Source organism: Pseudomonas rustica (genome assembly GCF_018336155.1).
Classification (GTDB): domain Bacteria; phylum Pseudomonadota; class Gammaproteobacteria; order Pseudomonadales; family Pseudomonadaceae; genus Aquipseudomonas; species Aquipseudomonas rustica.
This window is the reverse complement of the sequence record NZ_JAGYHF010000009.1, coordinates 56,353-75,581: the sequence shown is the minus strand read 5'-3', so window position 1 is coordinate 75,581 and position 19,229 is coordinate 56,353. Positions and strand designations below refer to the sequence as shown.

Here is a 19,229-nt window from a genome sequence, read left to right as displayed (position 1 = left end):
GTTATGGATCCGCGCAGTGAAGTACTGCTTCGTCAGCCCGAGTTGTTTCAAGGTTCGTTGTTGTTGGCCGGTTTGCCCGCCGATGATCTGCTCGGGCGCTTGCCCAACGCCTTCGGCTGGTGCTGGCATGCCGGCGATCAAGCGGCGCTGGACGCTCGCTTCGAAGGTCGCAGCCATTTCGGCGTGAATGTTCCGGAGCGTGAGTTTGATAGCGCTGTGGTGTTCTTGCCCAAGTCCAAGGATCTGACCGATTACATCCTCAACGCCGTGGCCTCGCGTCTGGCCGGTCGAGAAGTGTTTCTGGTCGGGGAAAAACGCAGCGGCATCGAAGGTGCGTCGAAACAGCTCAATCCGTTCGGCAAGCCGCGCAAACTCGACAGCGCGCGTCACTGCCAGCTCTGGCAAGTCACCGTGGCCAACGCGCCAGAAACGAAATCGCTGGAAAGCCTCGCGCAGACTTATGAATTGCCGCTGGCCGAAGGCCCGTTGAAAGTGATCAGCCTGCCGGGCGTGTTCAGCCACGGTCGTCTTGATCGCGGCAGCGCCCTGCTGCTGGAACATCTGGACAAATTGCCGAGTGGCCATCTGCTCGACTTCGGTTGTGGCGCGGGTGTGTTGGGCGCGGCGGTGAAGCGTCGCTATCCGCACAATCAGGTGACGCTGCTTGATGTCGACGCGTTTGCCGCTGCCAGCAGTCGTCTGACATTGGCCGCTAACGGCCTGGAGGCCGAGGTGCTGACGGGCGATGGCATCGATGCGGCGCCGATGGGTTTGAGCGCAATTTTGAGCAATCCGCCGTTCCATGTCGGCGTGCACACCGATTATTTCGCTACCGAAAACTTGCTGCGAAAAGCGGCCAAACATCTGAAAAACGGTGGCGAACTGCGCTTGGTCGCGAACAGCTTCCTCAAGTATCAGCCGCTGATCGAAGAGCATCTGGGCGTGTGCGCGATCAAGGCCGAAGGCAATGGCTTCCGGATTTACCGGGCCAAGCGCGGCTAGAACTTCTTTCAAAAAAGAGGCTTGCTCAATCGGATTTGCCTAGGCAGAATCCGCTCCGTCCTAGGGGAGTAGTCTCCCACGAGCGCCATGCTCGTCCGGCATACGTCAACATACTTGATCCTCAGATCATGGCGTATGCGACCCAAGCGTCCGCATCAGACGGATCGCAGGGTTTGACAAGACCTATGACACGCACACCTTACCCGGGGCGGGAAGGCTGTACGTGTCATAGCCGTGTCGACCCGCCCCTTAGGAAAATCCTGATGCTGGACTCGTTACTCGTTCCCACCGCAATCGTTGCCTTGGCCGAAATCGGCGACAAGACGCAACTGCTCGCGCTGATTCTCGCCGCTCGCTTCCGCAAACCCTGGCCGATCATTGCCGGTATTGTCGCCGCGACCCTGGCCAACCACGCAGCAGCCGGTGCGGTAGGCGCCTGGTTCGGCAGTTTCTTCTCGAATGCGACGCTGCACTGGATCCTCGCCGCGAGCTTCACGGCCACGGCGCTGTGGACGTTGGTGCCAGACAAAATGGACGACGATGAAAGCAGCACGGCACGCAAGTTCGGGCCGTTCCTGACCACGCTGATTGCGTTCTTCCTGGCTGAAATGGGCGACAAGACTCAGGTCGCGACGGTGATGCTGGCCGCGCAATACCCTGACTTGTGGCTGGTGATTATCGGGACGACGGCGGGCATGTTGATTGCCAACGTGCCGGTGGTATTGGCCGGTAACTTTGCCGCCGACAAATTGCCACTGACCCTGATCCGTCGCCTCGCGGCTTCGGCGTTCATGATTCTGGCAATTGTCGCGGTGTACAAAGCGATGCAGAGCAGTGGTTGGGTTTAACCCTGAGAGAAGGATCGTTCCCACGCTCTGCGTGGGAATGCAGCCGGGGACGCTCTGCGTCCCATTGGAACGCGGAGCGTCCCTTGAGGCATTCCCACGCAGAGCGTGGGAACGATCACCGACTCAGGACTTCGGGGCTTGTTCGTACAGCGGCATGACCTTTGGAATCGCTGCCTGCAACGAAGCAATCCGGCTAGCCGATGCCGGGTGAGTGCTCATGAATTCCGGTGGTGAACCTTCCGAGGCCTTGCTCATCTTGTCCCACAGGGTGATCGCGGCATTCGGGTTGTAGCCGGCGCGGGCGGCCAGTTCCAGGCCAATCAGGTCGGCCTCGTTTTCGTTGGCGCGGCTGTTCGGCAGCGTCATGCCGTAGTTGGCCACGGTGTCGGCCAGCGCCAGGCTGTCCTGCCCCAGACCGAGCAACGCACCCGCGCCCTGCTTGGCCATTTCAATCCCGTACGCCTTGGACATCGCTTCACGGCCATGCTCGCGCAAGGCGTGGGCAATTTCATGGCCCATGACAGCAGCGATTTCATCGTCGGTGAGTTTCAGGCTGTCGATCAGCCCGGTGTAGAAAATGATCTTGCCGCCAGGACCACAGTTGGCGTTGAGCTCATCACTCTTGATCAGATTGACTTCCCATTTCCATTGCGCCGCATCGGGGCGGAAGTTCGGCGCCTGAGCGATCAAACGGTCGGCGATCGCCTGAACGCGTTTGGCGTCGCTGCTGGTCTTGTCCAGCACACCTTTGGTGGACGCTTCGCCGACGGTCTTCTGATACGACTGGGCATACATCTGGTCGACCTCTTGCGAGGACAGCATGCTGAACATGTACTGCTTGCGCTCTACACCCACGGCGCCGCCGCTGGTGGTGTTGACCGACTGACAACCGGCCAGCAACAACGCTGCGCACAGTGCACTTACAACCAATGTCTTGTTCATTCAAAAGCTCCCTGAAAACCTGCCGGGTATCCTAGGCGGGTAATTGTATCGACGCCAGATACAACGGACGTGTTGCAGTGACTTTCAGACATGTCCCACAGTTCAAAAGCCCCTCACCCTAGCCCTCTCCCGGAGGGAGAGGGGACTGACCGAGTTGTCTTGCGCCATACATCGACCTGAGAAAGCGTGGCGATTATGGATTCAAAACAGAAGGTTCAGGTCGGTGCATCGCGTCAATATCCCCCGATCAGTCCCCTCTCCCCCCGGGAGAGGGCTAGGGTGAGGGGCTCTTGATCCAAACCGCCCTAACCCGGGGTCAAACACTCCGGCCCATTGAGCTTCGGATCATTGATCAGATTCGCCAACACCCGCTCCCGCAACACCGCCGGCTCACTGGCCAGCAACGCCTGCAACACATGCAACGGCGTCTTGGGATCCAGCCACGCCGCCTGCCCCGCCTCATCCAGAATCAACGGTCGGCGCTGACTCGACGCCGACTGCGTAATCACCGCCGTGCTCAACCAGACCTGTTCCTGCACCGGATACGCTTCCCAGATTGCCGCGAAAAACAGCGACGCGCCCTCCCCCGGCGTCAGCCAGTACGGGCGTTTGCGCTGAGTGCCGCGCCATTCGTAAAAACCATTCGCCGGCAGCAGGCAGCGACGCTGACGCAGCGCCTCACGGAACATCGGCTGTTCGGCCACGGTTTCCGCGCGGGCATGCGCCGGTGTTTTCGACAGGTCGGTCAGCCACGGCGGCGTCAGCCCCCAGCGGGCGCGGGCCAGCGTGCGTTCGCCGGCGTCACCGGCACGCAGCATCAACACCGAATCGTTGGGGGAAATGTTCCACTGCGCCTGTTGATCGGCGGGAAAACCTGGCAGGGTCGCAAAGTCGCGGTTCCAGCGAAACAGGGCATAACGTCCACACATGGGGCAACAAGACTCTAAATAAAACGATCGTCAGCCTAACAGACCAGCGTCCCGGGGAAGCTCTCCGGTTCGTCGCCGGGCAGCGGCAGCGCGGCATTGTACGCGGTGATTAGCTCGCGGGCGTATTCGGCCTGGTCGTTGTCGACCGACAGCCCGAGCAAGCCGAAGATCGGCAATTCACCGGTGCCGCCGAGCAAATCGCGGCCAACCAGGTGCGCCTCAATGCCTTCGCTGGCGAGCATGCCCTTGAGCATTTCGCCTTCCATCAGGTTTTCCGGCTCGTAGATTCGCTGCATGGGCGCGCCTCACTCGTTTTCGCTGAAGACTTCCAGAAACCAATCCTCTCCGTGTACCTGCAAGACAAACGTGATCGGCCGGCAACACACCTGACAGTCCTCAATGTAGGTCTGATCACCGCCGGACAGATCCACCGTCGTTTCAACTTGCTCACCACAATACGGACATTCGTACAGTGCGCTCTCCAGCATCGCGGTCTCCCAAGTGACTTGTGCGTATAATCGCCGGTCTATTTGCAGGGCTATTTTTGTCCGGCTGACTTTTCAGACCGTGCCCCGTTGGTTTTCGATCAAAACCTTTACTTACCCTAGCCGTTTCTAACAAGAGAGCATGATGGGCGAATTCGATGCCATCCGACCTTACGACGACAGCGAAGTACCTGTGGTACTGGCAAGACTGCTCGGCGACAAGGCGTTTCTAGATATCCTCACCCACTTCCGCTTCCCGCGTTTTGCCGGTGCTTTCGGCTGGATGCTCAAACCACTTATAGCCCATCGGCTGCGTCGTGAGTTCGCCGACGTGACTTCGGTGGCGACGTTGCAGGACAAGGTCGAGTCCTACGTCGACCACACCATCGAGCGCGCCACCGACGGCGTGACCTACACCGGTGTCGAGCAATTCAAGTCCGGCAGCGCCTATCTGTTCATCGCCAACCACCGCGACATCGTCATGGATCCGGCCTTCGTCAACTACGCCGTGTACCACGCCGGCCTGCCGACGCCGCGCATCGCCATCGGTGACAACCTGCTGCAAAAGCCGTTTGTCAGCGATCTGATGCGCCTGAACAAGAGCTTCATCGTTCACCGTTCGATCACCGGCCGTCGCGAGAAAATGGCCGCGTATCAGCTGTTGTCGGCGTACATCAACCACTCGATCCGCAATGATTGCGCGTCGATCTGGATCGCGCAGGCTGAAGGTCGGGCGAAGGATGGCGATGATCGCACCGAGTCGGCGATCCTCAAGATGTTCCACATGAGCCGCAAGGATGAGCCGTTCGGCGAAGTCATTCGCTCACTGAACGTCACCCCGGTGTCGATCAGTTACGAATACGACCCGTGCGACCAGGCCAAGGCCCGCGAGCTGTACATCCGCGCCACCACCGGCACCTACGCGAAAGCGCCGGGCGAGGATGACGTGAGCATTGCCAAGGGCATCACCGGCTACAAGGGCCGCGTGCACGTGAACTTTGCTGCGCCGATCACCGAGCTGTTCGAAGACACCAAGCAATTGGCGGTGGAGATGGACAAGCAGATTCTCGGCGGCTACCGGTTGTTCCCGGTGCATTACCTGGCGTATGCGCAGTGGGCTGATGCGGATCCGCAATTGAATGTGCCGAAGGCTGCCGAGGTGTTTGCGGCGGATGAACTGGCCAAGGCGCAGGAAGAATGGCAGAGCCGACTGGATGTTTGCCCTGCAGAGCATCGTCCGTATCTCGTGCTGCAATATGCGACGCCGGTGCGTAACCAATACCGCGTGAAGGCCGGGTTGCCGCTGTAAATTTTCAGAGCAAGATCAAAAGATCGCAGCCTTCGGCAGCTCCTACATGGGAATGATGTACACCCCGTAGGAGCTGCCGAAGGCTGCGATCTTTTGCTTCCTGTAGGAGTTGCCGAAGGCTGCGATCTTTTGCTTTTAGTAACGCGTGCTGATCCACGAGACGATCAGTGCCAGCCCCAGGCAAGCAAAACCAAATCGATAGAAAAACCGGTTCATGCGCAAGGTTGCCCAATCAAGAATGGGCTCGGCATTCGGCTGCGCGTTGCGCTGGGCGGCGATGCTGGCCATCGCGCGCTGTTCGCGGCGGCGCGTTGCGTGCAGTAGCCAACTGCCGGGGAACGCCAACAGCAGCGCCAGCAGGTTGATCAATTTGGCGGGATGGGCGGTAAACAGCGTCATCAAGTGCAGCGACATCACGGACCTCTATCTAAACCGGTGTGGCAGGCGCCAGACCGACGACCGCGGCGCGGATTCTAACCAAACCTTGGCCCCCTGCCCCAGCCTTTACGACAAATAACGTAACAATCGACCGATGGCTGTCCTGTGTCACGGCATCGTCATCTGGATAAACCAAGATGCGCGCCTCGAAACCGACAGGGAACGCGTCATGCTCCACGCCGAAAACCAGGATCGCCTCTACCTCATCACCCCGACCGACGAACAGCAAAGCCTTGTCGGCAGCCTTGCCTTCAATGTTCAGGATCGCCACTGGCTGGTGTATTGCGCGCTGGGCGGGCATCAGCATGCGGATTTGCCGGAGACGGATTTGTTGACGGGGGTTAGCGTGCTCGACTTCTACTCGCAGGCTGCCTGAAAAAGCAAAAGCACCCTCACCCTAACCCTCTCCCGGAGGGAGAGGGGACTGACCGGGTTGTTTGGTCGAGGTACATCGACCTGAAAAACTCGAGTTGAACTCCGGTTCTGAAAAGCCCCCGATCGGCTCCCTTTCCCCCTCGCCCCCCTGGGGGAGAGGGCTGGGGTGAGGGGGGACGATTTCATGCCCCACAAAAAAGCCCGGGGTCATCACTGGCCCCGGGCTTTTTCACATCCGCTGAAAGCTTACTCAGCGAGCACCTGACCCACGGTCGGATCCTTGAACAGACGCGTCAGCGCATCGCTCAACACGTCGCTGACCAGTTTGGTGTTGGTTTCCTGGTTCGGCGCCATGCCGAAACGCTGATCCAGCGACGCTCCGTAACGGCCGCTGTAACGGCGGTTGGCGTTCTGCACGTCGGAGCGGAAGGTTGCACCGATGGTCGCTTCAGTCACGTACATACCTTCTTTCGGCGACTGGTATTTCAGCTCGGCCAGGGTCACAGTCAGCTGAGGCGCGTTCGGTGCATTGTTGGTCGGGGTGAAGCCCAACAGACGCACGGCGGCTTCAGCCTGAGCTTGCAGCTTCGGCAGGATCTGCTCGCGCTGCACGGTGATGGCGCTGGTTTCCGGGTACAGGCCGCCACGGGTGCCGAGGGTTGGCGACGGACGCCCGTCAACCACACGCACGACAACGGGCTGGCCGCGGCCGACCGCTGGCAACTGCGTGGTCAGCTTCGGCTCCGGATTCAGTTGTTGCGGGCTGTGGGCGCAGCCGGCCAGGGTCAAACCGGCCACAGTGATCAAACCGAACAACAGGCGTTGCAACATGCTCTTCTCTCCAGAATCAGGCACAAACAGGCCGGCAGTATAGCGGTGGGCCACTGCGGGTCACCAGCGTCACACGGTGAATACTGAAATGTCTGACACAGCCGTGGCAGGCCGGTTCCTGTCACGCCGCTGTCATCTGCCGTACATGTTGACGTCACGCCCTGCTGGCAACCTTCAAACAAGTCCTCCAGCAAGGTAATCGGCCATGCGTTATTTGATCTCGTTGTTTGCGCCACGCCCGTTGCACCGCAGCTTTGCCCTGCTCGACCGCAACGGTCATTGTCAGGCATTCAAGCAGTGCAGCCTGCAGCCGATGGGTGACGGTTGGGTGGAAATCGAAGAAATTCGTCTCAACTGGTTGCACCACCCATTGCCCGCCAGCGCCCGCGTCATAGCGCCGCAGCCTCGTGCACGCGCTCAGGCGATGTTGAGCATCTGACCGGATGCCTAATAAAAGTCATTAAACACGACCAACTCCCCGCATTTCTTCGATACAATCTCCCCCCGATTATAAGGACGTCTCCTGATCGGGCCCCGCAACAGCGTCAATGCGCATCGCATCGACATCAAAATCGCCCACAGAGAGCCGCCCACACAGATCGAGTGAAGTTGGCGCGCTTGCCTGTTCTTCCGGCAAAAACCCCGCTTTTCGCGAATCTGCAGAGCTGTCATGACGCTCGGCCGCCGCGTTGTTTTTGCCCTCGGGCAAGGTGCCAAGCCAAGACAGCCCTTTTTTGAGGTTCACGTCTTCAAAAGAGCGTGAAAAAAACGGGTTTTCACAACTTCACAAGAGTGTGGCGAGCAAATGAATAGTTTTGCGTCTGAACATGCACCATTAGCGTCTGGAACAGCCCAACGACACAGGACCGGGTATACCTCGAATATCGGAGCCTGAAGCCTGTCCGCTACGGATTTGGTTGCACAAAAACGGATGTCTCGACCATAAGTCGAATTGCCAGCTGCGTGCTGAAATGAGTTCATGGAGCTCTTGAAAGCCAGGCCGCATGCATCCGTCGAAGTTGCGAAAAATTGCGAAGATTCGGACATGGCGAACCTGACCACGGATAGCCTGGACACAATTGATCTGTCCCGGAACGCCTGGCAGCCATGCCGACAATTTGGTGCTGCAGATTTTGGAGACGCGTTAAATGGCGCATAACGAAGCAGTCGACGTAGTACTGGTTGGGGCCGGCATCATGAGTGCCACCCTCGCCGTACTGCTCAAAGAGCTCGACCCCGCGATCAAGCTGGAAGTCGTCGAGCTGATGGATTCCGGTGCTGCGGAGAGTTCCAACCCGTGGAACAACGCCGGTACCGGTCACGCTGGTCTGTGCGAGCTGAATTACACGCCGCAGGCCGCCGATGGCACCGTCGACATCAAGAAAGCCGTGCACATCAACACCCAGTTCGAGGTGTCGAAGCAGTTCTGGTCGTACCTGACCAAGAAAGGCACCTTCGGCTCGTGCAAATCGTTCATCAGCCCGGTACCGCACCTGAGCTTCGTGCAGGGTGATTCCGGCGTGTCGTTCCTCAAAGAACGCTTTGACGTGCTGCACAAGCACCACGCCTTCGCCGACATGGAATACACCGAAGACAAGGCCAAAATGGCCGAGTGGATGCCGCTGATGATGCCGGGCCGCTCGCCGGACGAAGTCCTCGCTGCCACCCGCGTGATGAACGGCACCGACGTCAACTTCGGCGCGCTGACCAATCAGTTGCTCAAGCACCTGACCAGCGCTCCGGACGCGCAAGTCAAATACTGCAAGCGCGTGACTGGTCTCAAGCGTAACGGCAGCGGCTGGACCGTCAGCATCAAAGACGTCAACAACGGCAACACCCGTGAAGTCGACGCCAAGTTCGTTTTCCTCGGTGCAGGTGGCGCGGCGTTGCCGTTGCTGCAGGCTTCGGGCATCGAAGAAAGCAAAGGCTTCGGCGGCTTCCCGATCAGCGGCCAGTGGCTGCGTTGCGACAATCCGGAAGTGGTCAAACAGCATCAGGCCAAGGTTTACAGCCAGGCCGCTGTGGGTTCGCCACCGATGTCGGTGCCGCACCTGGACACCCGCGTCGTCGACGGCAAGAAATCCCTGCTGTTCGGGCCATACGCCGGTTTCACCACCAAGTTCCTCAAACACGGCTCCTTCATGGACCTGCCGCTGTCGGTTCGCGCCGGCAACATCGGGCCGATGCTGGCCGTGGCGAAAAACAACATGGATCTGACCAAATACCTGGTCAGCGAAGTGATGCAATCGATGGAACAGCGTCTGGATTCCCTGCGCCGTTTCTACCCGCAAGCGAAAGCCGAAGACTGGCGTCTGGAAGTGGCTGGCCAGCGGGTGCAGATCATCAAGAAAGACCCGAAAAAGGGCGGCATCCTGCAATTCGGTACCGAACTGGTGTCGGCCAAGGACGGTTCGCTGGCCGCGCTGCTCGGCGCTTCGCCAGGCGCTTCGGTGACCGTTTCGATCATGCTGGAACTGATCGAGAAGTGCTTCCCGAATCAGGCCAAGGGTGAGTGGGCGGCGAAACTGGCCGAGATCTTCCCGGCCCGTGAAAAGGTGCTGGAAACCGATGCTGCGCTGTATCGCAAGATCAACACGCAGAACAACATCGCGCTGGAACTGGTTGAAGAAAGCAGCGAGACACCAAGCTACGCTTGATCTTGCGGCATAAAAAACGCCCCGATCGGGGCGTTTTTTTATGGCTTTGAAATGCAAAAGATCGTCCGATCGCGGCCCGAGCCTTCGGCAGCTCCTACACAGTCACCATAAATCCCATGTAGGAGCTGCCGCAGGCTGCGATCTTTTGACCTTAACCGCGGGACTTTTCGATCAGTTCGATGTAGTCCGGGGCATTACGCTGATCGGCGATCAGCTCAACAAAGGTCTTGCCCTGTTCGTCCTTGCCATCAACGTCATAACCGGCCTCAACGAAGAAACCCAGGAAGCGTTCGAAGTCGTCGATACGCAGACCACGGTAGGCCTTGATCAGTTTGTGCAGCGACGGCGAAGTGGCGTCGACCGGTTCAAAATCGAGGAACAGCTTGATCTGCTCATCGCCGATCTCGTCACCAATCACTTGTTTCTTATCTTTACGCATTGCCGACTCCAGCTCGCAGACATTACACGGGGCGGGCAGTTTACCCCTGCCCTGCCGCCGGGCTCAACGCGAACGCGTGCTGCCGGTGTGCAAATCGGCCCAGATATGGCCGTTGGCGTAACTGAGGAACTGCACATACACGGTGTCATTGCGCAGCAGATCGATGATCACGCGGTATTGGGCCTGTGGATAAAACAACGTCAGGGTTTTGCTTTTGTCGTCGTAGATCGGCTTTTTCAGGCTTTTGCTTTCGCCGTCAAAATTGACCAGCACCTGCGTGATCGTCGCACCCTTGTTCAGGGATTTGCCCTTGAGGCGGATCAGCAGCGGAGACGTGACCGGAATCGGTTGCTGATTGGATTGACGTTGCGCGCCCACCACCACGGAATAGTCGATGACCTGCATGAGTTGCTGTTGCTCGGGCTCGGCATCGCGCACGGTCAGATCGTCCGGCGGCAGGAATTGACTGTGCATCGGCGCGGCGGACAGAGGCAGGCTGAAGATCAGGAAAAGCGCGGCGAGGCTGCGGATCAAGAGGCTCATGACAGGCTCCGGAGGGCGGGGCCGAGCACTCTAGCATGGGTATCGCGAATGGATCAGCACACACAAAACTACTGTGGGAGCGGGCTTGCTCGCGAAGGCGACCTGACATTCAAAACAAATGTCGACTGATACACCGCTTTCGCGAGCAAGCCCGCTCCCACACTGGATCGGGGCGTAAATTACATGCCTTTAACGGCAAAGATCCCGTTGGCGTTGCGCCAGTAGCCTTTGTAGTCCATGCCGTAACCGAAGATATAGCGGTCGATGCACGGCAGGCCGACGAAATCGGCTTTGAGGTCAGGACGTGCTTTGCGGTCGTGATCCTTGTCGATCAGCACAGCGGTGTGCACTTTGCGCGCGCCGGCGTGTTTGCAGAAGTCGATGATCGCGCCGAGGGTGTGACCTTCGTCGAGGATGTCGTCGATGATCAGCACGTCGCGGTCGATGAACGAGACTTCCGGCTTGGCTTTCCAGAACAGGTCGCCGCCGCTGGTTTCGTTGCGATAACGGGTCGCGTGCAGGTAGGACGCTTCCAGCGGGAAGTGCAGATGCGTCAGCAGTTTGCCGGAAAAGATCAGGCCGCCGTTCATCACGCAGAACACCACAGGGTTGCTGTCAGCCAGTTGTTCGTTGATTTGTGCACCGACACGGGCGATGGCCGCCTCGACTTCAGCTTCGGTGTACAGGCAGTCAGCCTCTCGCATGACTTGACGGATATGCTCGAGATCAGCGGACATGGCGCTCTCCAGGGGGTTCGATTTCGGAAAAGCGGGCAAAGGTACGCATCCCGCGAGGTCGAATCAAGCATTTGTGGACTAACGTACTGTATGTCCTATAGGACATCACCCTCGGATAGATTAATCTAGGCCGGTTTTTTTGCCCGCCGCCGGAGTTTTTCCATGCCCATCCTCGAGATCCGCCATCCGCTGATCCGTCATAAACTCGGCCTGATGCGCCGCGCCGATATCAGCACCAAGAACTTCCGTGAGCTCGCTCAGGAAGTCGGCGCCCTGTTGACCTATGAAGCTACAAAAGATTTGCCGCTGGAGTCCTACGATATTGCAGGCTGGTGCGGCACCGTGTCGGTCGAGAAGATCGCCGGCAAGAAGATCACCGTCGTGCCGATCCTGCGCGCCGGCATCGGCATGCTTGAAGGCGTGCTGAGCCTGATCCCGGGTGCCAAGGTTTCCGCCGTGGGTGTCGCCCGCAACGAAGAAACCCTGCAAGCGCACACCTATCTGGAAAAACTGGTTCCGGAAATCGACGAACGGTTGGCAATGATCATCGACCCGATGCTCGCCACTGGCAGCTCGATGGTTGCGACCATCGACCTGTTGAAAAAGGCCGGCTGCAAAGACATCCGCGCGATGGTGCTGGTTGCCGCGCCGGAAGGCATTGCTGCCGTCGAGAAGGCTCACCCGGACGTGACCATCTACACCGCGTCCATCGATGAGCGTTTGAACGAACACGGTTACATCATCCCTGGGCTTGGCGACGCCGGTGACAAGATCTTCGGCACCAAGCAGAAGGACGCGTAACCATGCAGCAAGAGTTCAACGATCCGCTCTGGCGCACGGTGCTGTCCGGCGCCCAGATGCTGTTCGTGGCTTTCGGCGCTTTGGTGCTGATGCCGCTGATCACGGGCCTCGACCCGAACGTGGCACTGTTTACCGCGGGTCTGGGGACGATCCTGTTCCAGATCGTCACCGGGCGTCAGGTGCCGGTGTTTCTGGCGTCGAGCTTCGCTTTCATTACTCCGATCATTCTCGCCAAGGGCCAGTTCGGCCTCGCCGCGACCATGGGCGGTGTGATGGCGGCCGGTTTCGTCTACACCTTCCTGGGCCTGGCCGTGAAGATCAAAGGCACGGGCTTCATTGACCGTTTGCTGCCGCCGGTAGTGATTGGCCCGGTGATCATCTCCATCGGCCTGGCCATGGCGCCGATTGCCGCGAACATGGCGATGGGCAAGGCTGGCGACGGTTCGGAACTGATTCACTACCAGACCGCGATGCTGATCTCGATGCCAGCGCTGCTGACCACGTTGATCGTGGCGGTGTTCGGTAAAGGCATCTTCCGCCTGGTGCCGATCATTTCCGGTGTGCTGGTCGGTTTTGCCATGTCGTTCTATTTCGGCGTGGTCGACACCGCGAAGATTGCCGCTGCGCCATGGTTTGCGATTCCGCACTTCACCGCGCCGGAGTTCAACTGGCAGGCGATTCTGTTCATCGTTCCGGTGGCCTTGGCCCCGGCCATCGAACACATCGGCGGCGTGATTGCTGTGGGTAGCGTGACCGGTCGCGACTATCTGAAGAAGCCGGGCCTGCATCGCACCTTGCTCGGTGACGGCATTGCCACCACCGCCGCCGGTCTGTTTGGCGGTCCGCCGAATACCACCTACGCCGAAGTGACTGGCGCGGTGATGCTGACCAAGAACTACAACCCGAAAATCATGACCTGGGCGGCGGTTTTCGCCATCACCCTGGCGTTCATCGGCAAGTTCGGCGCGCTGCTGCAAAGCATTCCGGTGCCGGTGATGGGCGGGATTCTGTGCCTGTTGTTCGGTTCGATCGCGGCGGTGGGCATGAACACCCTGATCCGTCACAAGATCGATTTGGGCGAAGCACGCAATCTGGTGATTGTCTCGGTGACGTTGGTGTTCGGGATTGGCGGTGTGCTGGTCGGTACTGGCACCGGCCCGGACGACTTCGGCCTCAAAGGCATCGCGCTGTGCGCGGTGGTGGCGATTGCGCTGAACCTGATCCTGCCGGGCAATGACGGCTGGAAGAACAAGAAGGCGGATGAGCCGCTGATCTAAACTTTTAGATCTGATCGTTCCCACGCTCTGCGTGGGAATGTCTCTAGGGACGCTCCGCGTCCAGTGACGCGGAGCGTCACGGGCTGCATTCCCACGCGGAGCGTGGGAACGATCATGTGGGAGCGGGCTTGCTCGCGAAGCTTTTGGCTTTTAAAGGGCCAACGGTGCTCTTTCACAGAGGGTCGCCAACGCCTTCGCCCATTGCGGGTCGTCGTTCAGGCACGGCACCAGCACCAACTCCTCGCCCCCTGCTTCGCGGAACTGTTCCTTGCCGCGATCGCCAATCTCTTCCAGCGTTTCGATGCAGTCGGCGACAAACGCCGGGCACATCACCAGCAACTTCTTCACGCCGCTTTTACCCAACTCATCCAGCCGCGCTTCGGTGTACGGCTCGATCCACTTTGCCTTGCCCAACCGCGACTGAAACGACACCGACCACTTGCCGTCCGCCAATCCCATGCGCTCGGCAAACAGCGCGGCGGTGCGCAAGCATTGCGCGCGATAACAGGTGGCCAATACCGCCGGCGAAGCGTTCTTGCAGCAGTCTTCGTTCTTGAAACAATGATTGCCCGTCGGGTCGAGCTTGGTCAGGTGCCGCTCCGGCAAGCCATGAAAGCTCAGCAGCAAGTGATCGTAATCCTGTAGCAGATGCGGCTTGGCACTTTCAACCAGCGCGTCGAGATACTCCGGCTGATCGTAGAACGGTTGCAGCACCGACAATTGCACATTCAACTTCTTCTCACGAATCACCCGTTTGGCTTCTTCGATCACGGTGGTCGTGGTGCTGTCGGCGAACTGCGGATACAGCGGCGCCAGCGTGATGCGTTTGTGCCCCGCCGCGACCAGTTTCAGCAAGCAGGTTGCAATCGACGGCTCGCCGTAGCGCATCGCCAGTTCCACCGGCCCTTGCGTCCACTGCGCCTTCATCTGTTGTTGCAGACGCTGGCTGAGCACTACCAGCGGCGAGCCCTCCTCCCACCAGATCGACGCGTAGGCATGGGCTGACTGCTCCGGGCGTTTGATCAGGATCAGCGACACCAGCAACCGCCGCAGCGGCCATGGCAGGTCGATCACGTACGGATCCATCAAAAACTGATTGAGGTAACTGCGCACATCGGCCACCGAAGTGGAGGCCGGGGAGCCCAGGTTGACCAGAAGCAAGGCGTGATCGGTCATGCAACGTCCTATTTCAGAGGCGGCTGGAGAGATCATCCAAAGCCGCACGTAATTCCGTGAACTGGAAAGTGAAACCCGCTTCCAGCAAGCGTGCCGGCGTAGCCTTTTGGCCGCCGAGCAACAACAAAGACATCTCGCCGAGACCGACCTTCAGTGCCAGGGTCGGCATCGGCATAAACGCCGGGCGGTGCAATACGCTGCCCAGGGTTTTGGCAAATTCGCGATTGCGCACAGGTTGCGGCGCGCACGCATTATAAGGACCACTGGCCTGCTCGCGGTGCAGAAGAAAATCAATCAGCGCGATTTGATCATCGATATGAATCCACGGCATCCATTGCCGACCGTTGCCCAAAGGCCCGCCCAGCCCAAGCTTGAACGGAAACAGCAGCCGCGACAAAAAGCCGCCCTCGGCCGACAGCACCAAACCGGTTCGCACCAGCACCACGCGAATGCCCAGCGCTTCAGCACGTTGCGCGGTTTCTTCCCAGGCGATGCACAGCTGACTGGCGAAGTCGTCGATCACCGGCGGCGATTCTTCCGTCAGCTCACGTTCGCCGCCATCGCCGTACCAGCCGATCGCCGAGCCGGAAATCAACAGCGCCGGTTTCTGCGCGCGAGTTTCGAGCCACGCCAGCAAGGTTTCCGTCAGTGTGATGCGACTGCTCCACAGCAACGCCTTGCGCCGATGCGTCCATGGCCGATCGGCAATCGGAGCGCCAGCGAGGTTGATGATCGCGTCTAACGGCTCATCACCCACGTCTTCGAGACGAGCGATGCCGCGCACCTGTGCGCCGCAAATTTTCGCGACTTTTTCCGGCGTGCGGCTCCATACCGTCAGACGATGACCCTGCGCGGACCAGTGTCGGCAGAGTTGTCGGCCGATCAAACCAGTACCGCCGGTCAGCAATATGTGCATGACATCTTCCTCGCGTGGCGTTTAACCCGGATCACTAGTCTATTTTTAAAAGCAGGGATCTTTTCTATCGGGCAGGCTCTATTGTTTAACCATAGGCCAAGCTGTCAGAACGAGAACGCTAGAAGTTATACCAGAAAACAAAATTGTACAGGTTTCAATCACGGCGTAGTCTGTACAGAAAGGTAAACGAGGCCCCTATGACTGTACCTATCGCAATCATCGGCACCGGCATCGCCGGGCTCTCCGCCGCCCAGGCTCTGACAGAGACCGGGCATACCGTGCAACTGTTCGATAAAAGCCGCGGCAGTGGCGGGCGCATGTCGAGCAAACGCAGCGACGCCGGTTCGCTGGACATGGGCGCGCAATATTTCACCGCCCGCGACCGTCGCTTCGTCACCGAAGTACAGCGTTGGCAAAGCCAGGGCTGGGTCGCCGAGTGGACGCCGCAGCTCTACACCTATCAGGGCGGGCAACTGAACCTGTCGCCGGACGAGCAGACACGCTGGGTCGGCGCGCCGCGCATGAGCGCCATCACCCGTGGTTTGCTCGACGGTCTGGAAGTGCATTTCGCCTGCCGCATCACCGAAGTTTTTCGCGGTGAAGAGCACTGGCATTTGCAGGACGCCGAAGGCTTCACCCACGGCCCCTTCAGCCACGTGGTGATCGCCACGCCGGCGCCGCAAGCCACCGCATTATTGGCCGCGGCACCGAAGCTCGCCGGCGCCGCTGCGGGGGTGAAGATGGATCCGACGTGGGCCGTTGCCCTTGCCTTTGACACGCCTTTGGATACGCCAATCGAAGGCTGCTTCGTGCAGGACAGCCCGCTCGACTGGCTGGCGCGCAACCGTAGTAAACCGGGGCGCGACAACACCCTCGACACGTGGGTGCTGCACGCGACCAGCGCATGGAGTCGGCAACACATCGACCTGTCCAAGGAAGCGGTGATCGAGCATCTGCACGGTGCATTCGCTGAATTGCTGCACAGCGCGATGCCGGCGCCGAGCTTTAGCCTCGCCCATCGCTGGCTCTATGCACGCCCGGCAACGGGGCACGAATGGGGCACGCTGGCCGATGCCGATCTGGGCTTGTATGCCTGCGGCGACTGGTGCCTGTCCGGGCGTGTGGAGGGTGCATGGCTGAGTGGTCAGGAGGCTGCGCGCCGCTTGCACGAACACCTGCAATGAACCGCATCAACCCGCGCAAATTGCTGCTGTCGAAATGGACAGCAGCCCACCCGCAGAATCGCGAAAAGCATTTTCTGGTGACCGAATTGTTCCGCGATGAGGAAGGCACGGTGCTGGAAGTTGAGTTGCAGGCGGTGCTGACCAAACGCGCCGAACGGCTTGATTGGCAGACGCTCCTAAACCACGCTGAATGGCTGCAAGGCTGGAAATAAACACCGGCCCCTGTGGGAGCGGGCTTGCTCGCGAAAGCGGTGTATCAGCTAATACATGTGTTGAATGTTAAGCCGCATTCGCGAGCAAGCCCGCTCCCACAGGGGATTGTGTTCGGCCCGCAAAAAGTTATACAAACAATTTGACTTGTACACCTTTGAATCTATGCTAACCCAATGTTGTACAGAGATTGCACTCTGTACAGGTTTAGATTCGAGGTGCCTATGCTTGCCCTGCCCGCCGCCAAACCGAAAATCGCCATCAGCGCCTGCCTGTTGGGTGCCGAGGTGCGCTACAACGGTGGCCACAAGGAATCGCGCCTGTGCAGCCGCACCCTCACTGAATATTTCGAATTCGCCCCGGTTTGCCCGGAAGTCGCTATCGGCCTCGGCATTCCCCGCGAGCCGATTCGCCTCGTCGGTGATCCCGAACATCCGCAAGCCATCGGCACAGTCAATCCGGCGATCAACGTCACCCAGCCACTGGCCGAATACGGCGAGAAAATGGCCGCTGAACTTGATGACATCTGCGGCTACATCTTTATGCAGCAATCGCCGTCCTGCGGGCTGGAGCGGGTCAAGGTCTATCACGCCAACGGCGCTCCGGTGAATGGCGGCGGGCGTGGCATTTACGCCCAAGCCTTCTGCGCGCAACACCCGGATTTGCCCGTGGAAGAAGCCGGGCGTCTCAACGATCCGGTGCTGCGGGAAAACTTCATCACCCGCGTATTTGCCTACAGCGCCTGGCAGCAGGTACTCGCCGATGGCCTGAGCCGCCGCGCCCTCACCGAATTTCACTCGCGCTACAAATACTTGCTGATGGCCCACAACCCGCTGCAATACAAAGCTCTGGGTAAATTGCTGGGCAACATGGCGCACACCGATCCCGTCGAACTCGGTCCGCGCTACTTCAGCGAACTGATGGCGGCGCTGAAAAAATGCGCCACGCGCGGCACGCACTGCAACGTGCTGCTGCACATCAGCGGTTATCTGAAACAGGTAATCAGCGCCGAAGACAAACAGGAAATGGTGCACGTCATCGACCAATACCGCCTCGGCATCGTGCCGCTGGTGGTGCCGTTGACGCTGCTCAAGCATCACTTTCGCCAACACCCCGATCCGTACATCGCGCAACAGGTTTACCTGCAACCGCACCCGGAAAACCTCAGCCTGCGAAACGCCATCTGATGAACGACAAACCCGACTCCAGCGCCCAGGAAGACCTCGGCGCCGATTTCAAGAAAGCCCTCGACGAAGGCTGGTTGCCGATCCGTGAAGTCGCGCGGCAAACCGGCGTCAACGCGATCACCTTGCGCGCGTGGGAACGTCGCTACGGGCTGATCGTGCCGCAACGCACACCCAAGGGCCATCGACTGTATTCGGCTGAACATGTGCAACGAATTCTGGCGATCCTGACCTGGCTGAACCGTGGCGTTGCAGTCAGCCAGGTCAAGCCGCTCCTAGACACTCCGCAAGCCTTCAGCGAACCGGTGGAAAACGATTGGCAACGCCTGCGTCAAACGTTGCTCGCCGCCGTCACCCAGCTCAACGAACGCAACCTCGACGACAGCGTCAACCAAGCGATGGCGCTGTACCCGCCGCGCACCTTGTGTGAGCAGTTGTTGATGCCGCTGCTGGCTGAGCTCGAACAACGCTGGCAGGGCCAATTCGGTGCGCAGATGGAGCGCACGTTCTTTTTTTCCTGGCTGCGCAGCAAATTCGGTGCGCGCATCTACCATAACAATCGTCAGTTGCACGCCGCACCGCTGCTGTTGATCAACCACTCCGACCTGCCACTGGAACCGCATCTGTGGCTATGCGCGTGGCTGATCAGCAGCGCCGATTGCCCGGTGCAAGTGTTTGACTGGCCGTTACCGGCCGGCGAACTGGCGCTGGCCGTCGAACACCTGCAAGCCCGTGGCGTCCTGCTCTATTCGAGCAAGGCCATGAACCTTGCCCACCTGCCCAAGCTACTGAACGGAGTCAGTTGCACAAAAATGATTGTCGGACCAACGGTATGCATCCACCACGCCGAGTTGTCCGTAAGAACTTCCGAGATCGCTGATGTGTACCTGGCTGAAGATGCGCTGTCAGCGCACCAGGTACTCGTTCAGCGTGGACTGATTTAATG

At 59.4% G+C, this 19,229-nt stretch carries 24 protein-coding genes and 1 riboswitch; of the genes, 12 read left to right on the top strand and 12 right to left on the bottom strand.

Annotation, left to right across the window (positions count from 1 at the left end; translation table 11 throughout):
* Positions 1–3 precede the first annotated feature (3 nt).
* Both KFS80_RS18500 and KFS80_RS18495 read left to right on the top strand, forming a co-directional pair.
* Positions 4–1,002 carry a class I SAM-dependent methyltransferase gene (locus KFS80_RS18500; RefSeq protein WP_212545528.1) on the top strand — a complete coding sequence of 333 codons (999 nt, stop codon included), beginning with the start codon at positions 4–6 and terminating at the stop codon, positions 1,000–1,002.
* Positions 1,003–1,052: 50 nt separating this feature from the next.
* A riboswitch (yybP-ykoY riboswitch) is annotated at positions 1,053–1,177 on the top strand.
* An 88-nt stretch (positions 1,178–1,265) separates the two neighbouring features.
* A complete protein-coding gene (locus tag KFS80_RS18495; protein WP_053123696.1) occupies positions 1,266–1,850 on the top strand; it encodes a TMEM165/GDT1 family protein in 585 nt (194 codons plus the stop codon).
* Between the two features lie 123 nt (positions 1,851–1,973).
* Here KFS80_RS18495 and KFS80_RS18490 read toward each other — a convergent pair whose 3' ends face one another.
* The 4 genes from KFS80_RS18490 to KFS80_RS18475 form a co-directional block, all read right to left on the bottom strand.
* Positions 1,974–2,792: a M48 family metallopeptidase gene (locus tag KFS80_RS18490; protein WP_212545527.1), complete on the bottom strand. Its 819-nt coding sequence runs from the start codon at positions 2,790–2,792 to the stop codon at positions 1,974–1,976.
* Positions 2,793–3,097: 305 nt separating this feature from the next.
* Positions 3,098–3,721, bottom strand: a complete 624-nt coding sequence (locus KFS80_RS18485) for an SOS response-associated peptidase (protein WP_212545526.1) — start codon at positions 3,719–3,721, stop codon at positions 3,098–3,100.
* A gap of 35 nt (positions 3,722–3,756) precedes the next feature.
* A complete protein-coding gene (locus tag KFS80_RS18480) occupies positions 3,757–4,017 on the bottom strand; it encodes a putative signal transducing protein (RefSeq protein ID WP_025109321.1) in 261 nt (86 codons plus the stop codon).
* A gap of 9 nt (positions 4,018–4,026) precedes the next feature.
* Positions 4,027–4,209, bottom strand: a complete 183-nt coding sequence (locus KFS80_RS18475) for a CPXCG motif-containing cysteine-rich protein (RefSeq protein WP_053123703.1) — start codon at positions 4,207–4,209, stop codon at positions 4,027–4,029.
* Positions 4,210–4,351: 142 nt separating this feature from the next.
* Here KFS80_RS18475 and KFS80_RS18470 point away from each other — a divergent pair, with 142 nt between their 5' ends.
* The gene (locus tag KFS80_RS18470; protein WP_212545525.1) at positions 4,352–5,515 is read left to right on the top strand and encodes a 1-acyl-sn-glycerol-3-phosphate acyltransferase; all 1,164 of its coding nucleotides are present in this window, start codon (positions 4,352–4,354) and stop codon (positions 5,513–5,515) included.
* A gap of 135 nt (positions 5,516–5,650) precedes the next feature.
* On the opposite strand, the gene KFS80_RS18465 is transcribed toward KFS80_RS18470, so the two are convergent.
* A complete protein-coding gene (locus KFS80_RS18465; protein ID WP_053123707.1) occupies positions 5,651–5,929 on the bottom strand; it encodes a hypothetical protein in 279 nt (92 codons plus the stop codon).
* A 193-nt stretch (positions 5,930–6,122) separates the two neighbouring features.
* Between KFS80_RS18465 and KFS80_RS18460 the strand changes: the two genes are divergently transcribed.
* Complete coding sequence (locus KFS80_RS18460) at positions 6,123–6,329, top strand: hypothetical protein (protein ID WP_027612213.1); 207 nt, start codon at positions 6,123–6,125, stop codon at positions 6,327–6,329.
* Positions 6,330–6,574: 245 nt separating this feature from the next.
* On the opposite strand, the gene KFS80_RS18455 is transcribed toward KFS80_RS18460, so the two are convergent.
* The gene (locus KFS80_RS18455; RefSeq protein WP_008086137.1) at positions 6,575–7,159 is read right to left on the bottom strand and encodes a YajG family lipoprotein; all 585 of its coding nucleotides are present in this window, start codon (positions 7,157–7,159) and stop codon (positions 6,575–6,577) included.
* Between the two features lie 205 nt (positions 7,160–7,364).
* Between KFS80_RS18455 and KFS80_RS18450 the strand changes: the two genes are divergently transcribed.
* The gene (locus tag KFS80_RS18450; RefSeq protein WP_053123709.1) at positions 7,365–7,598 is read left to right on the top strand and encodes a hypothetical protein; all 234 of its coding nucleotides are present in this window, start codon (positions 7,365–7,367) and stop codon (positions 7,596–7,598) included.
* 69 nt (positions 7,599–7,667) lie between these two features.
* Here the strand turns inward: KFS80_RS18450 and KFS80_RS18445 are convergent, their stop codons facing one another.
* Positions 7,668–7,904: a hypothetical protein gene (locus tag KFS80_RS18445; RefSeq protein WP_156316182.1), complete on the bottom strand. Its 237-nt coding sequence runs from the start codon at positions 7,902–7,904 to the stop codon at positions 7,668–7,670.
* Positions 7,905–8,307: 403 nt separating this feature from the next.
* Between KFS80_RS18445 and mqo the strand changes: the two genes are divergently transcribed.
* Positions 8,308–9,816, top strand: a complete 1,509-nt coding sequence (mqo, locus tag KFS80_RS18440) for a malate dehydrogenase (quinone) (RefSeq protein ID WP_212545524.1) — start codon at positions 8,308–8,310, stop codon at positions 9,814–9,816.
* Between the two features lie 151 nt (positions 9,817–9,967).
* Here mqo and KFS80_RS18435 read toward each other — a convergent pair whose 3' ends face one another.
* The 3 genes from KFS80_RS18435 to KFS80_RS18425 form a co-directional block, all read right to left on the bottom strand.
* Entirely contained in the window at positions 9,968–10,255 is a 288-nt protein-coding gene (locus KFS80_RS18435) for a PA4642 family protein (protein ID WP_053123715.1), read from the bottom strand.
* A 63-nt stretch (positions 10,256–10,318) separates the two neighbouring features.
* Entirely contained in the window at positions 10,319–10,798 is a 480-nt protein-coding gene (locus KFS80_RS18430) for a hypothetical protein (protein ID WP_212545523.1), read from the bottom strand.
* A 179-nt stretch (positions 10,799–10,977) separates the two neighbouring features.
* Positions 10,978–11,535, bottom strand: coding sequence for a hypoxanthine-guanine phosphoribosyltransferase (locus tag KFS80_RS18425; protein WP_159814630.1), 558 nt, complete (start codon positions 11,533–11,535; stop codon positions 10,978–10,980).
* A 162-nt stretch (positions 11,536–11,697) separates the two neighbouring features.
* Between KFS80_RS18425 and upp the strand changes: the two genes are divergently transcribed.
* Together upp and KFS80_RS18415 are read left to right on the top strand one after the other, a co-directional pair.
* Positions 11,698–12,336 carry a uracil phosphoribosyltransferase gene (gene upp, locus KFS80_RS18420; protein WP_007912842.1) on the top strand — a complete coding sequence of 213 codons (639 nt, stop codon included), beginning with the start codon at positions 11,698–11,700 and terminating at the stop codon, positions 12,334–12,336.
* Positions 12,337–12,338: 2 nt separating this feature from the next.
* On the top strand, positions 12,339–13,613 hold the full coding sequence (locus tag KFS80_RS18415) for a uracil-xanthine permease family protein (RefSeq protein WP_008086144.1): 1,275 nt from the start codon (positions 12,339–12,341) through the stop codon (positions 13,611–13,613).
* 150 nt (positions 13,614–13,763) lie between these two features.
* Here the strand turns inward: KFS80_RS18415 and hemH are convergent, their stop codons facing one another.
* Together hemH and KFS80_RS18405 are read right to left on the bottom strand one after the other, a co-directional pair.
* Positions 13,764–14,789: a ferrochelatase gene (hemH, locus tag KFS80_RS18410; RefSeq protein WP_212545522.1), complete on the bottom strand. Its 1,026-nt coding sequence runs from the start codon at positions 14,787–14,789 to the stop codon at positions 13,764–13,766.
* Between the two features lie 13 nt (positions 14,790–14,802).
* Positions 14,803–15,705, bottom strand: coding sequence for a TIGR01777 family oxidoreductase (locus KFS80_RS18405; RefSeq protein ID WP_053123727.1), 903 nt, complete (start codon positions 15,703–15,705; stop codon positions 14,803–14,805).
* A 197-nt stretch (positions 15,706–15,902) separates the two neighbouring features.
* Here KFS80_RS18405 and KFS80_RS18400 point away from each other — a divergent pair, with 197 nt between their 5' ends.
* The 4 genes from KFS80_RS18400 to KFS80_RS18385 all read left to right on the top strand — a co-directional run bounded on the left by KFS80_RS18400 (position 15,903) and on the right by KFS80_RS18385 (position 19,227).
* On the top strand, positions 15,903–16,889 hold the full coding sequence (locus tag KFS80_RS18400; RefSeq protein WP_053123729.1) for an NAD(P)/FAD-dependent oxidoreductase: 987 nt from the start codon (positions 15,903–15,905) through the stop codon (positions 16,887–16,889).
* Entirely contained in the window at positions 16,886–17,101 is a 216-nt protein-coding gene (locus KFS80_RS18395; protein WP_212545521.1) for a TIGR02450 family Trp-rich protein, read from the top strand. The genes KFS80_RS18400 and KFS80_RS18395 overlap by 4 nt, the downstream gene beginning before the upstream one ends.
* Positions 17,102–17,323: 222 nt before the next feature.
* Complete coding sequence (locus tag KFS80_RS18390; protein ID WP_212545520.1) at positions 17,324–18,286, top strand: YbgA family protein; 963 nt, start codon at positions 17,324–17,326, stop codon at positions 18,284–18,286.
* Positions 18,286–19,227 (top strand): MerR family transcriptional regulator, encoded by a 942-nt coding sequence (locus KFS80_RS18385; protein WP_212545519.1) that lies wholly within the window; start codon positions 18,286–18,288, stop codon positions 19,225–19,227. The genes KFS80_RS18390 and KFS80_RS18385 overlap by 1 nt, the downstream gene beginning before the upstream one ends.
* The last annotated feature ends 2 nt before the right edge of the window (positions 19,228–19,229 follow it).